Source organism: Bacillus sp. GM2, assembly GCF_056155945.1.
The window spans coordinates 2,246,531-2,261,269 of the sequence record NZ_JBRKSZ010000007.1 but is presented as its reverse complement, the minus strand read 5'-3'; the positions used below and the strand labels follow the sequence as shown (position 1 = coordinate 2,261,269).

General features: G+C 43.0%; 15 protein-coding genes, 1 tRNA gene and 3 pseudogenes. 13 read left to right on the top strand and 6 right to left on the bottom strand.

Annotated features, from left to right (window positions below; genetic code table 11):
* Positions 1–16 precede the first annotated feature (16 nt).
* The gene (locus tag ACVC9U_RS12515) at positions 17–967 is read right to left on the bottom strand and encodes a glycoside hydrolase family 43 protein (RefSeq protein ID WP_075753334.1); all 951 of its coding nucleotides are present in this window, start codon (positions 965–967) and stop codon (positions 17–19) included.
* 1,410 nt (positions 968–2,377) lie between these two features.
* Between ACVC9U_RS12515 and ACVC9U_RS12510 the strand changes: the two genes are divergently transcribed.
* The 8 genes and pseudogenes from ACVC9U_RS12510 to ACVC9U_RS12475 all read left to right on the top strand — a co-directional run.
* Positions 2,378–2,773, top strand: a complete 396-nt coding sequence (locus ACVC9U_RS12510) for an immunity 22 family protein (RefSeq protein ID WP_075753332.1) — start codon at positions 2,378–2,380, stop codon at positions 2,771–2,773.
* Between the two features lie 345 nt (positions 2,774–3,118).
* Entirely contained in the window at positions 3,119–3,289 is a 171-nt protein-coding gene (locus tag ACVC9U_RS12505; protein WP_167564568.1) for a hypothetical protein, read from the top strand.
* Between the two features lie 76 nt (positions 3,290–3,365).
* A complete protein-coding gene (locus tag ACVC9U_RS12500) occupies positions 3,366–3,863 on the top strand; it encodes a hypothetical protein (protein WP_075753330.1) in 498 nt (165 codons plus the stop codon).
* Positions 3,864–3,891: 28 nt separating this feature from the next.
* Positions 3,892–3,978, top strand: a pseudogene (locus ACVC9U_RS12495) (ParB N-terminal domain-containing protein); the annotation flags it as partial.
* 23 nt (positions 3,979–4,001) lie between these two features.
* Positions 4,002–4,343, top strand: a complete 342-nt coding sequence (locus tag ACVC9U_RS12490) for an N-acetylmuramoyl-L-alanine amidase (RefSeq protein WP_256700683.1) — start codon at positions 4,002–4,004, stop codon at positions 4,341–4,343.
* Positions 4,344–4,412: 69 nt separating this feature from the next.
* A complete protein-coding gene (locus tag ACVC9U_RS12485) occupies positions 4,413–4,652 on the top strand; it encodes a DUF5776 domain-containing protein (protein ID WP_237562663.1) in 240 nt (79 codons plus the stop codon).
* 534 nt (positions 4,653–5,186) lie between these two features.
* Positions 5,187–5,825: a hypothetical protein gene (locus tag ACVC9U_RS12480; protein WP_075753328.1), complete on the top strand. Its 639-nt coding sequence runs from the start codon at positions 5,187–5,189 to the stop codon at positions 5,823–5,825.
* A 24-nt stretch (positions 5,826–5,849) separates the two neighbouring features.
* Positions 5,850–5,936: pseudogene (locus ACVC9U_RS12475) on the top strand (DNA-binding protein); the annotation flags it as partial.
* Between the two features lie 24 nt (positions 5,937–5,960).
* Here ACVC9U_RS12475 and ACVC9U_RS12470 read toward each other — a convergent pair.
* Both ACVC9U_RS12470 and ACVC9U_RS12465 read right to left on the bottom strand, forming a co-directional pair.
* Positions 5,961–6,282: pseudogene (locus ACVC9U_RS12470) on the bottom strand (YolD-like family protein).
* 118 nt (positions 6,283–6,400) lie between these two features.
* Positions 6,401–6,473: transfer RNA gene (locus ACVC9U_RS12465), tRNA-Val, on the bottom strand.
* 173 nt (positions 6,474–6,646) lie between these two features.
* On the opposite strand from ACVC9U_RS12465, the gene ACVC9U_RS12460 reads away from it, so the two are divergent.
* Entirely contained in the window at positions 6,647–6,826 is a 180-nt protein-coding gene (locus ACVC9U_RS12460; protein ID WP_011197793.1) for a hypothetical protein, read from the top strand.
* Positions 6,827–6,861: 35 nt separating this feature from the next.
* Positions 6,862–7,440 carry a maltose acetyltransferase domain-containing protein gene (locus tag ACVC9U_RS12455; RefSeq protein ID WP_441391069.1) on the top strand — a complete coding sequence of 193 codons (579 nt, stop codon included), beginning with the start codon at positions 6,862–6,864 and terminating at the stop codon, positions 7,438–7,440.
* A gap of 86 nt (positions 7,441–7,526) precedes the next feature.
* Here the strand turns inward: ACVC9U_RS12455 and ACVC9U_RS12450 are convergent, their stop codons facing one another.
* Positions 7,527–7,886: a hypothetical protein gene (locus ACVC9U_RS12450; protein WP_441391067.1), complete on the bottom strand. Its 360-nt coding sequence runs from the start codon at positions 7,884–7,886 to the stop codon at positions 7,527–7,529.
* Positions 7,887–8,021: 135 nt separating this feature from the next.
* Positions 8,022–8,912: a LysR family transcriptional regulator gene (locus tag ACVC9U_RS12445; RefSeq protein WP_061576218.1), complete on the bottom strand. Its 891-nt coding sequence runs from the start codon at positions 8,910–8,912 to the stop codon at positions 8,022–8,024.
* A gap of 320 nt (positions 8,913–9,232) precedes the next feature.
* Here ACVC9U_RS12445 and ACVC9U_RS12440 point away from each other — a divergent pair, with 320 nt between their 5' ends.
* A complete protein-coding gene (locus ACVC9U_RS12440; protein ID WP_441391065.1) occupies positions 9,233–11,062 on the top strand; it encodes an assimilatory sulfite reductase (NADPH) flavoprotein subunit in 1,830 nt (609 codons plus the stop codon).
* A gap of 27 nt (positions 11,063–11,089) precedes the next feature.
* Positions 11,090–12,808 carry an assimilatory sulfite reductase (NADPH) hemoprotein subunit gene (cysI, locus tag ACVC9U_RS12435; protein ID WP_441391063.1) on the top strand — a complete coding sequence of 573 codons (1,719 nt, stop codon included), beginning with the start codon at positions 11,090–11,092 and terminating at the stop codon, positions 12,806–12,808.
* Positions 12,809–12,864: 56 nt separating this feature from the next.
* On the opposite strand, the gene ACVC9U_RS12430 is transcribed toward cysI, so the two are convergent.
* A complete protein-coding gene (locus ACVC9U_RS12430; protein ID WP_020450994.1) occupies positions 12,865–13,752 on the bottom strand; it encodes a LysR family transcriptional regulator in 888 nt (295 codons plus the stop codon).
* A 91-nt stretch (positions 13,753–13,843) separates the two neighbouring features.
* Here ACVC9U_RS12430 and ACVC9U_RS12425 point away from each other — a divergent pair, with 91 nt between their 5' ends.
* Entirely contained in the window at positions 13,844–14,716 is an 873-nt protein-coding gene (locus ACVC9U_RS12425; protein WP_020450995.1) for a DMT family transporter, read from the top strand.
* The last annotated feature ends 23 nt before the right edge of the window (positions 14,717–14,739 follow it).

Here is a 14,739-nt window from a genome sequence, read left to right as displayed (position 1 = left end):
CTGCTCGGTTTAAAAACTAATACTTCGGCCAGCCTTTGGAATCCCAGTATAAATCATTAATCAGCAGCTTAGGCGCCCCATTGTCAAGCGCATCATAACCATGTCTGACGATGATGCTGCCGTTCACTATATCCGCACCGCCCGGGCCCTTCCATCGGTCGTTTCCGGAATCGAGGATTGTGCCTCCGCCTTCCGTCATTTTCTTGCCGCTTTTGTCATAGTAAGGTCCCGTGATTTTTGTAGAGCGGCCGTAAGCGGTTTTGTACGTGCTATTCACACCTTGACAGCATTTATCGAAAGAAACGAATAAATAATAGTAGCCGTTTTTATATGTGATAGACGGCGCTTCAACCGCTCCGCCATGGCTCGGCCTTGATGCGATGGAATAAATCTTCCCTGTAGGTTTCATCGTGTTTTTATCAAGCTTTGTCAACTTGATGCCGCTCCAAAATGAGCCGAAGGACAGCCACGGATTTCCTTCTTTATCAATGACTAAATCAGGGTCGATCGCATTATAATCGTTCGAAGTCGTCGTCCGGATGACAAGCCCGTCGTCGCGCCATTTTCCGGAAGAGAGTCGGTCTGTTGAAGCCAGTCCGATCACCGAACTTTTCGAGCCGAACGCGGATACCGCATAATAAAGCCAATAGCGTCCATTATAATAGCTGATATCAGGCGTCCATTGGTTTTCTTCATGGTTTGGCACGTACTTTTTCCACCATGATAATGGAGTTGCAAATATGCTTGGCGTTGCGCTCCACGTTTTTCCGTCTGTCGATTTAATGACGCGGATTCCATTGCCAATTCCAGTGCCGAATGTATACCATGTATTTCCTTCTTTAATCATGGAAGGATCATGAATAATGTTGTCTCCTTTTGTATCCCAGAAAGCCGCTGATGCTGGCTCAGCTCCCGAAAAAATAAGCAGAAAAAATAAAATAAAACCAGAAATAATAGTCTTAGCCACAGTTGTTCTCCTTTCAAATCTCGATGTCCTTTAACAATCGGTCCTCCCTTTTGAGAAATATTTCCCAACAACACGCACTTTATTTTAGCAGGGGTTCGGTCTCTCTCAATCAGACAAAGGACTTGTTTTCTAGTCCTGAAATAAAGCATGAAACCCAGAAAATATCCATATTAAAAAAACAATCAACCAAAAGTCATTTTGTCGTCTGAATGTTAAAGGATTGGAAGTGATTAATTCGACTTACTTTGGAGTATTTTGGATACTGTGAATTATTAAAACCTTAGAGATGTTCGTAAAAAAATAATGGAGATGTTCAAAAGCGTTGGAAGATGAAGCACGGTTTACCTCGAATATTTTCATTTATCCCGAAAGGTGAATGACACTATTAGTTGATTTAGTGGGTTGAAATTGGTAATATAAATTCAAGATAGACTGTCAAAATTAAATGCAAAAGACCACAGGTGCGTCATCAACGTACGGGTCAAACGTTCAGGTGTATATTTTCTTTAAGCAATGCATAAAATAAAAAAGACCCGACTGCGCCAACAGTCGAGTCGCGTGTACAAAGCGGCCCAACAAGGGCTTGGCTCAGTCATTTTAAAATAGACTTTCCCTATGAACTTTACCAGGGCTCAAGGGAAGTCTATTCGTATAATAAGATCAATTAAGTTTACTTATATAGTATTCTTAATTGATCTTTTTTTATGACTAGTCATAGATAAAGGTAGCCGGGCAGAGCGAGGAAGTCTATGGAACCACAGATTCCGCCAAAAAACTGTTCGCCTCCTACTTGTTGAAGCAAGTTTAAGCTGGTTGAGACAATTAATCTCGTATTACATGCGAAAATATGGGACGATTCTTCAGGATGCACCGAATTCTATTAACGTAAAGAATACACCTCTGATACGTGAGCTGGTTGAGGATAAGAAGAAGAGTGTGCTTTTCAACACTAATAAAGGGACTTCGGGTCAGACTGTAAAAAAAGTACGGAAAACCATTGTACCAACTGTTAAAAGTGGGGAGTTCAATAAATGGTTTAATTCATTATCAACTAAACAATTAGATGAATTCTGGAGTGACAAAAAAATTAGAAGAGCCATAGAAAGGCAGCTCCGAGAGGAATGCATGAGTGGCATCTGGTTTCACGAGCCCCAACCTTTAAACACTGGGGAGTAACGGCTGAACAAATTAGAGAGACGGCAATAAATGAAGTGGAATTTGTTAACCCGACTGGAAAACACGGTGGACTAGGCTCTACTGCTGCTCACAACTAGCTACTAAAGATTATAGATTCATCCGAAGATTATAATATGTTTGTACGAAGATTAAACAATTGGGCCAATTACTGACTAAAAGGTGGAGTTGAAGCTTTGCCTGAGGGGCTAAGGATAAAAAATAGGAGGATTTAAAATGGAACGAGAAAATTATGTCTCATTATGGATTGGTAGTATTCTAACTGATGATAAATTAAATGAATACGTTGAATTACCGTATGATGAAGAAGAAGGTGACTTCCTCCCTTCTGCGTTTTTAAAAGACTTTTTCATAGATATTGATGATTTAGATGAAGACTTTATAGAAAAAGTTGTTCATGATCAGAATAAAGAATTGTTGCACGAATTAATAGGTGGCTGTTCATATGATGAAATCTTTTTACCTCGTTTTGAAGCTATTCAGGGTAAAAAACTTCCGAACAATATAAACTCTGCTATTTTACTATATAACTTTGATTATGAAGGGAAAAGAAATGAAATTGTTAACAATGGGTATACTTTTAAATTTATAGGATCCGTTTCATATGTTTAAAGATAAAACGGAACTACAGAACTGACAATTACTTGTTTTAGCACTTAATCTCTGATTGAGTGCTTTTTTTATGTTCAAATCCGAGAAAAATCCGACAAAAAGGGGGATAAAATGGGGGATTTTTTCTATTTCACTTTGTCATACGATAGAGACAAGAAAAACGAACGTGAATATCGAGTCCAAGACGGAGAGCCTGCACACTGATCTTTTGCACACGGATGTTGTGCAGCTGATTCGTATGGCTCCATATAATCTTTGCGTCCTCCTGGAGGTTAGCCGGAGCCATGTTTAATTCAAAAAAGCGAATAGCGCAAGGTGGTGTTTATTCGGTAAGGAGAAATGAGTATGGAGATGAGAGATGTTTTATCAGCTGACGCGAAGCAACACCTTAAAAAAGTGTTAAGCCCTTCAACGAAGTCAGATGAACCTGTAACGAGGCGGGATTGGGAAGAGATCATGGGCATCAGGAAAGACACATACAAAAGAATAGGCGGGCGAACTCGCCGAAAACAGTAGTAAGAAAACTTCTTCCGGTAACGTATACACCTAAATATTGTAAAAACATTTCCGATACATACAGGGGGTGATTTTCATGAATGATAGTAATGAACAAATTGAATTTGGTGAGATCAAAAGTGTCCTTGGTTATTTAGAACAAGTTAAAGAGGATGTCCATAAAAAAAGCTTATCTGAACAAATTGCATTTAAAGAAAAAATAAAAAAGCACCATGATAAAAGGCAAATTCAAATGTTCTTGGGAAGACTTGAAGATCAGTTTGAAATTAAAAAAGCAATCAGTTATTTGACCGCAGCCTTTTTTGCAATTATATCTTTGGCTATAGGAAGTACAATGGATCACAGTCTAAGTATTATAAAAGAATACAGAATCAATTTAGCTCTAGCTTCTGACGTAATAATTTTTTTATTTTTGGTTTCAATAGGGGCATGGGCTATTCTATCAAAAATGGAAGCTGGGAGACTTGGAAAAATAAGCGGTTATAAAAGATTATTACAAGAGTGTTTAGATGAATTACCGGAAAAAAGACATTTTAGTAGAGTACAAAAAAGTACCATACACCTTACTAAATAAGGTGTTTTTTTATTGGAGGCGATACATCATGGATATTAGAACTATACCAGTAGAAAAGATTAACCCTGCCCCATATAATCCGCGCATTGATTTGCAGCCAGGAGATCCTGAATACTTGAAAAGGAATACGATACATTAGTGAAACTTACTCGTTCCACTGATGTTTATATTGAATTGGCTGACCGCTCAACCATGGCTAACAAATGGGGTGCTGATTACTTTGTATCCATCCATATCAATGCTGGAGGAGGTACAGGATTTGAGACATATCGTTTTCACAAGTTGGCTGTATCATCTGGAACAGGTCAAAAGCAGGCGGCTGTCCATAAAGCTATTTTCAACAAGATCAAAGGTAAAGGGGTAAAAGACCGCGGGAAAAAATCGGCTAACTATTCAGTCCTTCGCGGGACAAAAATGGCTGCAATCTTAACCGAAAACCTTTTTATCGACAATAAAAATGATGTGGCATTACTTAAGTAGGCATCATTTATCGATTTATTAGCCAGGGGACATGCCGAGGGCATTGCAGAAGTAGTTGGACTTAAGAAAATGGATAAAAAAGGAACGGTCGAAAAGGGTGTTAAAATGGTTGTAATGAAGCCAAACGCTGACGGGTGGCTATGGGTTTATAACAAACCGGACTGGGGGGCTAAGTATAAAAAGGTGAAACCAGGTGAAGCGTTCACGATTGATAAGACGCTCACGGTCAATGGATCAAAAATGTACAAGCTGAAATCTGGATTGTACATCACAGCTTCTACAAAATATGTAGAAGTCAAGCAGAAGTAAAGAAAGCTACCTGGACGAACCTTTTTGAAAGCAGGCGGCCTTTTTCACTTTGTTGCAGTCAAACGGTTCCAGCTGATTACGGGCTTTCTGCGGATAATTTACGGGCCGAAGGCGAAAGCAAAACTAGAATCATTATTGAAATAAAAAAGGCAGGCATAGTGCCTGCTTAGGCTGTTGATTTTCTCGGCAGCCTTTTTAATTTTTTCATGAAACGAAAAGACTTCTTCTAAAAGTTAATTGGTTGTTATAAGAACGGTGGTTTATAATAAACCATCAAAAGAGCAACAAAAGCTTCTACAAAAGAAATTGAAACAATGACTTTGTGATTTACTGGTGATTTTACGGCAATTAACTTTTGACCAATATAATTTAGGAAATAAAACACAAGAAAGAAGCATACGATTCCAAAAATAACTCCAGACAAGCGGGATTCCCTCCTATTATTTCCATTTATTTTATAATATAGTAGAAAAACCATTAAATGTAATGATATTATCATAGTGTACTTTACCATGTTTGGAGGAGATGGGCAATATGAGTTTAGTATCATTACGTAAAAAATTGTTTTATTTGGCTGTTTTGATTCCGATTACTGTGATGTCTTTAATTTTTTTATCACTCCCAGCCAATGCGAAAACCTCATCAAGCCATACTTCCACCCTAGATGATCAAACATACAATAAGATTTCTGTAGACATTGCCAATAAGGCTCTTGAAGAAGCAATGAAAGATGTGAATAAACAGTTAGAAAAAGGAGTAACGAATGCCTTAGCCACCAAAAAGTTAAATATCCAAGGTGATACTATTGAGTTAGGTGTTGGTGAACAAGGGGAAAACAAAGTCGACACTCAAGCTGTACGCAAAAAGAATTATTCTGGGTATGTTAAGTATAATGGATTGCTAGGAACCGGTTTTCAACATAAAGTCTCCGGTACATTTACGTATGAAAAAGGAAAAATAAAATCAAATAGTTACGATGTTTATTTAACAGGCCCCCTGTATGGAAAATCACACGAGACTGAACCTTATAAACTTGATAAAAGTGTATGGGAGATAAGAAGTACAGGAACATTTACAGCCCTGAAATACACACCTTTTCAATACACTACAAGACTTGTTATTGGCTTGTACGGAAGTGGCGATTATAGAGTGTTGAAAGCTAAAATAAATTAAGCTCAAGAACCCCAAATTAGGGGGGTTCTTCTATTTTTACGTAGCGATGTCTTGCAGCTAAAACAGGAACTTGAAGCCGGCCGGAAAAAATATCGGCCGTATGATGAGTGAAGCCCTTCCCAACAAAAGAAGGGCTTACTTCATTTCCACGCCGACAACATCCTCAAATTTAATGAGATTAGTGTCTCCTTTTGAATCTACAAACATTGAACAGCTTGCGCAGTTGATTTATGTAATGGATATGCCCCTCTGTTTGAATGATCTCCCCGGTTTCCGGTCCGTTAAGCATGGGCAGCGGCTTAAATACAGAAAACCGAACTGGATTATTAAACTCCATTGCTTCACTTATGATCATTTCCATATCTTCTACTTGGGCCATGTCAAGGACAGGTCTTTTCACTCTATTGTGATTACTCTCCAATTCGGGGAGCATGCTGACATGTTCCGGTAGCATCATTGTCATTGATTAAAAAAGTTTTTTGCCAACAATTCGCCAACAATTCAATTCATCAGGGTGTATTTAAAGTAATAATGCATAAAAAAACAAACCCTTGATATACAAGGGTTTGTTGGTATGATTCCGACTGGGCTCGAACCAGCGACCTCTACCCTGTCAAGGTAGCGCTCTCCCAGCTGAGCTACGGAATCATGGTATGTAACACTGGGTATTTGTTTTGCTGACAAGTTCTATTATATGCAGATTAGATGGATTCGTCAACAGTTTTTCGATTATTTTTTTAGAACTGGGAAAGAGTCTTGCAGTACGCCGTGCGTTATGAAAATATTGTCTTATATAGAAGTCAAAAGGGAGCAGGAATTGGATGGATCTGATACTTAAAAGTGTTGATAGTATTTTAATCGTATTTTTAGCAATCTTTTTTATGTGGAAATTCGTTTATGAAATTAAACATGAGAAGCGGAAGGCTGTTATTTTGCTTTTGCTGCTCATCAATGTCTACTTTATTGTAAAAGTGTTCAATCTAGTGTTGCAATTGATGTAGCCAATATAAAAATGCAGTCAAGGAGACCAAAACCAATGAAAACAGAAAAGCAAAAAATGCTGGACGGAGAGCTTTATCATGCTTCTGATCCGGTGCTGTGCCATGACAGACTCAGGGCGCGCAAAATTACGAATGAGTTCAACAATTCGAACGGAATCGACGACAATAAAAGGACCAAGCTGATTAAAGAGCTGTTTGGTTCAACAGGGGAAACGCTCCACATCGAACCGGTGTTTCGCTGTGATTACGGCTTTAATATACATGTCGGGGAAAATTTCTTCGCCAATTTTGACTGTGTTTTCCTCGATGTATGCGAAATCCGGATAGGCGATCATTGTATGCTCGGACCGGGCGTTCATATTTATACGGCGACCCATCCGCTCGATCCGTCCGAAAGGATAAGCGGTGCGGAGTACGGGATACCTGTCATCATCGGACGGAACGTCTGGATTGGCGGCAGTGCGGTCATCAACCCCGGCGTCAAGGTCGGCGACAATGCAGTGATAGCTTCCGGAGCCGTCGTGACAAAAGATGTCCCGGACAATGCCATCGTCGGCGGAAATCCGGCGAAAATACTTAAATACGTTGACGGCAAAAACACCAATTCTATGTGATTGGTGTTTTTATTTTGGAATAGTCACGGTGAAAGTCAGAGCTGATCAAACATCCGCGGAAGCAGTTTCCTCCCGCGGATAAGGTGCTATCGGGTGACCGTAATATTGTTGATGACCAGCTGTCCCAATGAATTGAGATAAGAAAATGTCGCTTTGCCTGGGCTGACGGCTTTTACGTACACGCGGTCCGAGGTGATGCTGACGGTAATGGCGCTGCCGCTGTAGGAAACGTTCGAAATGCCGACGTATTGATCTTCCTGTCCGACTTTCATCGGCCTGTTGATGACGATCGCCTGAGGGGCGATGATTCCTTGTGCAGATGCGTGAGAAGAGAGATTTTCAGTTTTAGAGAGTTCCTGGGCTTGTACATGCATGGGACTTCCTGAAACAGCAAGCATACCCGCCAGTAATGATGAAGCAACTAAACTTTTACCTAACCACTTCATAACCATCATCTCTTTTCCTATGTGATGATTCCAGGATATGGGATTACCGACCGCTAGTCAATCGGTTCCAATGATGATTCACACATTGGACAAACGAAAACAAACAATTCGTGAAGCGGCAGGAAGAACGGATCATCATCCCGAAGCTGTTTTTTTGTTCAAAGCGTTAATAAAGGTTTTCACGTTTTTTTTGTCCTGCATGACGGGTGAGTATATATATGAAAGCGTCCTGTTAAAGGTTTGATTTTTCAGCCGGAGCACGGAAAGGTTTCCGTGCTGTACGTCTCTTTCAATGACGCTTTCAGACAGGAGAGACAGTCCGATGCCCGTCATGAGCGTTTCTTTGATTCCCTGGTTGCTGCTGATCGTCAGAAACGACTTCACTTTTAAACCGTTTGAACGGATGACATGGTTTAAGTATTCGCGTGTGCCTGAGCCAACTTCGCGCGTTACCCACGTTTGATTTTGCAGATCGGCCATTGTCACGTCTTGTTTGGCGGCAAGCGGGTGATCGCTTGAAGCTGCGATAAACAATTCGTCCTGCATAAAGGCGTGTACAGAAAGCTCTTTTTCATTTGTCTGTCCTTCGATCAAGCCGATGTCCACTTTGTACAGGCGGACGGACTGCACGATTTCTTCCGTGTTTCCAATGACGGCCTTGAGTTCGAGCTCAGGATATTCTTTTTGAAGGTCGAACAAGAGCGATGGCAAAATGTATTCGCCGATTGTGAAGCTTGCGCCGATTTTCAGCTCGCCTTTGATCGAGTTGTGGTGATCGAGAATGTCTTGACGCGTTTGTTCATAGATGGTGATCATTTGTTTGGCGCGATCGTATAAAATTTCACCGGTCGGCGTGATTTTCAAATATTTCGGAGAGCGTTCAAATAATTTCGTCTGGAACTCTTTTTCAAGATTTTTAATGTGCATGCTTACGCTCGGCTGCGACATGAGAAGAAGCTCGGCCGTTTTCGTGAAATTTTTGACTTCTGCAAGGGTAACGAATGTCTTCAGCGCATCATAATGCACACGAATCTCTCCTTTATTAAAAATCTTAATAGCTGTGATAATTAATATATATTTTACTAATGTTGAGTATTCCAGTAAACTTTTAATTAGAATCTTTTTTTAGGAATATTTGGTTTGAAGCAGGATGACGCCGCGCGGCAAAGGGGACGTGATGAGTGAGCGCTTACAATGTTTCTTAGCAGCAAAAGCCGTGATCGACAGATGCTTTGCGTCAATAAAACCGATTTGATTTATAGGAATAGTGGATATATGATGAGTATTATCCTTTTCCGTTTCAAAACAAGTCATGATTTTTTTATTCCTTAGTGAGGTGGATATCGTTGCAACTTCAGGTAATGAACAGTCCTTTTAATCAGGAGCAGGCAGAGCTCCTCAACCGTCTTCTGCCAACTTTGACGGCATCACAAAAAGCCTGGCTGAGCGGTTATCTGGCAGCTGTGCAAACCGCCGATGCCCCGGCGGCTCTTGAAACATTGCCGGCGGAAGCTCCTGCTGCAAGCCCGGCTCAGCCTGTTTCCAAAGAAGTGACCATTTTATTCGGATCGCAGACAGGAAATGCACAGGGACTTGCCGAAAACGCGGCTAAGACGCTTACAGAACGGGGATTTCAAGTCACCGTCTCTTCAATGAGCGATTTTAAGCCGAACCAATTGAAGAAACTAAAAAACCTTCTCATCGTCGTCAGCACGCACGGTGAAGGGGATCCGCCGGACAACGCGCTGTCATTCCATGAGTTTCTCCATGGAAGACGGGCTCCGAAGCTCGATGATCTCCGTTATTCTGTGCTGGCTCTTGGCGACACGTCGTATGAATTTTTCTGCCAGACCGGAAAAGAGTTCGACCAGCGGCTTGGTGAGCTTGGAGGCACAAGGCTCCATCCGCGCGTCGACTGCGATCTCGATTATGATGAGCCGGCTGCAGCATGGCTTGACGGTGTCATCTCAAGCTTAAACGAAGGACAGGAACAGGGCGCAAGCGCCGCACCTGCTCAAACGGCAGCTCCGCAAGCCGCGGGAGGAGTAACAGTATATTCGAGAAAAAATCCGTTCAGAGCGGAAGTGCTGGAAAATTTGAATTTAAACGGCCGCGGATCAAATAAAGAAACGCGCCATCTTGAATTATCGCTTGAAGGCTCAGGTTTGACTTATGAACCTGGCGACGCGCTCGGCATCTTTCCGGAAAATGACCCTGAACTCGTCGATATGCTGCTGAAAGAGCTGAAATGGGATCCGAATGCTGCCGTTGCTGTTGATCAAGGGGAAAACCTTTCTTTGAAAGAAGCGTTGACTTCTTACTATGAAATTACGGTGCTGACAAAGAAATTCATTCAGCAGGCGGCAGAAATCATTGAAAATGAAAAGCTGCGCGAGCTTGCCGCTCCGGAAAATGCGGATCAATTAAAAGCGTATATCGCTGGCCGCGACCTGATTAATTTTGTGCGAGATTTCGGTCCGATCGCAGCAGCTCCGCAGGAATTTGTATCGATTCTTCGAAAAATCCCGCCTCGGCTTTATTCGATCGCATCGAGCTTCGCTGCAAATCCGGATGAAGTGCATTTGACGATCGGTGCTGTCCGCTACAATGCGCACGGCAGAGACCGAAAAGGGGTCTGCTCGGTATTATGTGCCGAACGTCTGCAGCCTGGCGACACCCTGCCTGTTTTCATTCAGCCGAATAAAAACTTTAAGCTGCCGGAGAATCCGGAGACTCCGATTATCATGGTCGGCCCCGGCACAGGCGTTGCGCCGTTTAGGTCATTTATGCAGGAGCGCGAAGAAACCGGAGCATCGGGGAAATCGTGGATGTTCTTCGGCGATCAGCATTTTGTCACTGATTTCTTATATCAGACAGAATGGCAAAAGTGGCTGAGTGAAGGCGTGCTGACAAAAATGGATGTCGCGTTCTCGCGGGATACGGAAGAAAAAGTATATGTACAGCATCGCATGCTGGAGCACAGCAAAGAATTGTTTGAGTGGCTTGAAGAGGGAGCGGCTTTCTACGTTTGCGGCGACAAGAACAACATGGCCAAAGATGTTCAAAACGCATTGCTTGAAATTATCGAAAAAGAAGGCGGCAAAAGCCGTGAGGAAGCTGAAGCCTACCTCGCAGAAATGAAAAAGCAAAAACGTTATCAGCGCGATGTATACTGATTTTGATTGAAAGGGGACTTTTTCAACATGGGGAACGAAATATTAAAAGCGCCTGAAGGCCCGCCGAGCGATGTAGAACGTATTAAGAAAGAAAGCGATTATTTGCGCGGCACCCTGAAGGAATCGATGCTCGAGCCGCTTTCAGCCGGGATTTCAGATGACGACAACCGTCTGATGAAGCACCACGGCAGCTATTTGCAGGATGACCGCGATCTCCGCAATGAGCGGCAAAAGCAGAAGCTTGAGCCTGCGTATCAGTTCATGCTGCGCGTCCGGATGCCGGGCGGTGTGGCGACGCCTGAGCAGTGGCTTGTCATGGATGAGCTTGCCCGGAAATACGGAAACGGAACATTGAAGCTGACAACTCGGGAAACATTCCAAATGCACGGCATTTTAAAATGGAACATGAAAAAAACGATTCAGTCGATCCATTCAGCCATGCTAGATACCATTGCAGCATGCGGCGATGTTAACCGGAACGTCATGTGCGCTTCCAATCCGTATCAATCAGAAATCCACAGAGAAGTGTATGAATGGTCGAAAAAGCTGAGTGATGACCTCCTGCCGCGCACACGTGCGTATCATGAAATCTGGCTTGATGAAGAAAAAGTGGCCGGCACGCCTGATGCGGAAGAAGTCGAACCGATGTACGGACCGCTGTATCTGCCGCGGAAATTCAAAATCGGCATCGCCGTTCCGCCGTCAAATGATATCGACGTATTTTCCCAGGATCTTGGGTTTATCGCGATTGTGGAGGATGACAAACTCATCGGCTTCAACGTCGCGATCGGCGGCGGCATGGGCATGACCCATGGAGACAAAGCAACGTATCCGCAGCTTGCCAAAGTCATTGGCTTCTGCAAGCCTGATCAGTTATATGATGTCGCCGAAAAAACGATTACGATTCAGCGGGACTACGGAAACCGCTCGGTTCGCAAAAATGCCCGCTTCAAGTACACAATTGACCGCCTCGGCTTGGAAACGGTCAAAAACGAGCTGGAAAACCGCCTCGGCTGGAGCCTCGCTGAAGCAAAGCCGTATCATTTCGAGCATAACGGCGACCGCTACGGCTGGGTAAAGGGTGTAAACGGAAGATGGCACTTTACAATGTTTGTTGAGGGCGGCCGCGTCACTGATTATGATGATTACAAGCTGATGACCGGCTTAAGGGAGATCGCCAAAGTTCATACCGGCGATATCCGCCTCACAGCCAATCAAAACTTGATCATTGCCAATGTCACAAGCCAAAAGAAGAAAAAGATCAGCGAACTGATCGAACAGTTTGGTTTGACTGACGGCAGGCATTATACAGCGCTCCGCCGCAGCTCGATCGCATGCGTCGCACTGCCGACGTGCGGATTGGCGATGGCCGAAGCGGAACGATATTTGCCAAAGCTGATTGACAAAATTGATGAAATCATTGAAGAAAACGGCTTGAAGAATGAAGAGATTACCATCCGCATGACGGGATGCCCGAACGGCTGCGCCCGCCATGCGCTCGGCGAAATCGGCTTCATCGGAAAAGCCCCTGGCAAGTACAACATGTACCTCGGCGCCGCTTTTGACGGCAGCCGTCTAAGTAAAATGTACCGGGAAAACATCGGTGAAGAAGAAATTTTAAAAGAACTTCGCGACATTCTTCCGCGCTATGCGAAAGAACGCAATGAAGGAGAACATTTCGGAGATTTCGTCATCCGCGCCGGAATTGTTAAAGAAACGACGGACGGAACGAATTTCCATGATTGATGAGCATTTTTTAAAAAACGCCTCAGCCCTTTGATCGGTGCTGAGGCGTTTTCTGTTTACGAAAATGATCGAACCGTTTCCGACTCGATGATCATTTTCATAAACTCGGCAGCCGCCGGTGTTGCTTCTTCAAATGAGGGTGTAATCATGCCGACCTCGCGGATAATTTGAGGAGAGATGTCTTTTTTGATCAACCGATGGGATACGGAGGAAAGCGAAAAGTTAGAAATCAAGCCGATCCCCAAGTTGTTATTGACCATATTGACCAATGTTTCCGCGTTTTGCACAGTCAGATTTTCTTTTAATTCGAGGCGGTGTTTTTGAAAGATTTGAGATACCGCGACTTCGTGCCCGCCCTTGCAAAAGATCAATTCATTTTGATGTTTTTTCAGATCAATGAAAGGTGCGTCTTTTAAGTGATGATATTGCTCAGGGATGACGGCCGCCATCCGGTCTTGAAACAATACTTGACTTTCGAAACCGTCAAAGGGAGAGGCGACGATGCCTAAATCAACCAGGCGTGTTTCGACCCATTGCTTAATTTGGTCGGAGGTTCCTTCGACCAGCTCGATTTGTACGAGCGGATACTTTGACTTGAAGGAGGCGATAGCCTGCGGCAAAATATTCGTTGAGACGGCGGGGAACGAGCCAACTTTGACTTTCCCCCTGAGCAGATGATTTTCTTGATCGGCCACTTGGTATATTTTGTTTTCAATCACAATCATCTGTCTGGCCAGTACGGCGATTTCCTTTCCCGCGTCAGTAAGCTTTAACTTGTTCTGTTTATCCCGAATCAACAATTTGACCCCGAGCGACGTTTCCATGGTTTTTATGGCTTTGCTCACGGCCGGCTGTGAAATATACAGCTCGTTGGCGGCTTCTGTCATATTTAGTGTCTCCGCGACTTTCACAAAGATGTGAAGGCTGTTCATGTTCATAACCAAATGGTTATACCTCCGATAATAAAAATGTATTTCAGTTATCATCCAATATAGCATATGCTGTACATGAAACAAAGAAGAAAGGTGACGGTTTATGTTTAAAGTACTGTTGGGGATCATCTCTGTAACGCTTATTTGGGGGTATACCTGGGTGACGATGAAAATCGCAATCACTGACATTCCCCCTGTTTTATTTTCGGCACTGCGGCTGTTCATTGGAGCCGTTCCTTTGTTTGTAATTCTCTTGATCAAAGGAAGGAAGCGTTCAATAGGAAAGGAGAATATCAAGCATTATCTGGTGATGAGTTTATTGATGGGTTTAGGTTATATGGGGGTGTTAACTTACGGCATGCAGTTTGTCGATTCGGGAAAAACGTCTGTATTGGTGTATACCATGCCGATTTTTGTCACTGTCATCAGTCATTTTAAATTAAACGAGAAAATCAATGTGTATAAAATGCTCGGTTTATTTTCCGGGTTGATCGGTCTTTTGTTTATATTAGGAGGAGGGATTCTGCATGTTGATCAAAATGTCATATTTGGAGAGCTTTGTGTTTTAATCGCAGCGCTCAGCTGGGGCATCGCCAATGTATACAGCAAACTGAAATTTAAAGATACAGATATGATTCATATGAATGCATGGCAGCTTCTCACAGGGGCGGTGATGTTATTGATCTTCTCTTTTATACTGGAACCGGCCCGGCCGATTCACTGGTCAAATGAGGCGATCTTATCTCTTTTATTTAACGGTTTATTCTCTACGGCTTTGACGTTCGTCATTTGGTTTTGGATCCTGAATCAAATCGAAGCGTCAAAAGCATCGATGGCTTTAATGTTTGTTCCCGTATTAGGCCTTTTATTCGGCTGGCTGCAGCTGCATGAACCGGTCACAATCAGCATCCTGATCGGCGCCTTCATGATCTGCATCGGGATTTTTATGAATACTTATCAATTTAAAAAGGTGTAAAAAAAGGCAGAGGGTCTATATGG

Coding starts and splice junctions, on each gene's coding strand:
- cysI (WP_441391063.1), top strand. CDS start 11,090: ATGGGGAACGAAATATTAAAAGCGCCTGAAGGCCCGCCGAGCGATGTA.
- ACVC9U_RS12480 (WP_075753328.1), top strand. CDS start 5,187: ATGAGTTTAGTATCATTACGTAAAAAATTGTTTTATTTGGCTGTTTTG.
- ACVC9U_RS12450 (WP_441391067.1), bottom strand. CDS start 7,886: ATGAAGTGGTTAGGTAAAAGTTTAGTTGCTTCATCATTACTGGCGGGT.
- ACVC9U_RS12460 (WP_011197793.1), top strand. CDS start 6,647: ATGGATCTGATACTTAAAAGTGTTGATAGTATTTTAATCGTATTTTTA.
- ACVC9U_RS12500 (WP_075753330.1), top strand. CDS start 3,366: ATGAATGATAGTAATGAACAAATTGAATTTGGTGAGATCAAAAGTGTC.
- ACVC9U_RS12505 (WP_167564568.1), top strand. CDS start 3,119: ATGGAGATGAGAGATGTTTTATCAGCTGACGCGAAGCAACACCTTAAA.
- ACVC9U_RS12485 (WP_237562663.1), top strand. CDS start 4,413: ATGGATAAAAAAGGAACGGTCGAAAAGGGTGTTAAAATGGTTGTAATG.
- ACVC9U_RS12455 (WP_441391069.1), top strand. CDS start 6,862: ATGAAAACAGAAAAGCAAAAAATGCTGGACGGAGAGCTTTATCATGCT.
- ACVC9U_RS12510 (WP_075753332.1), top strand. CDS start 2,378: ATGGAACGAGAAAATTATGTCTCATTATGGATTGGTAGTATTCTAACT.
- ACVC9U_RS12425 (WP_020450995.1), top strand. CDS start 13,844: ATGTTTAAAGTACTGTTGGGGATCATCTCTGTAACGCTTATTTGGGGG.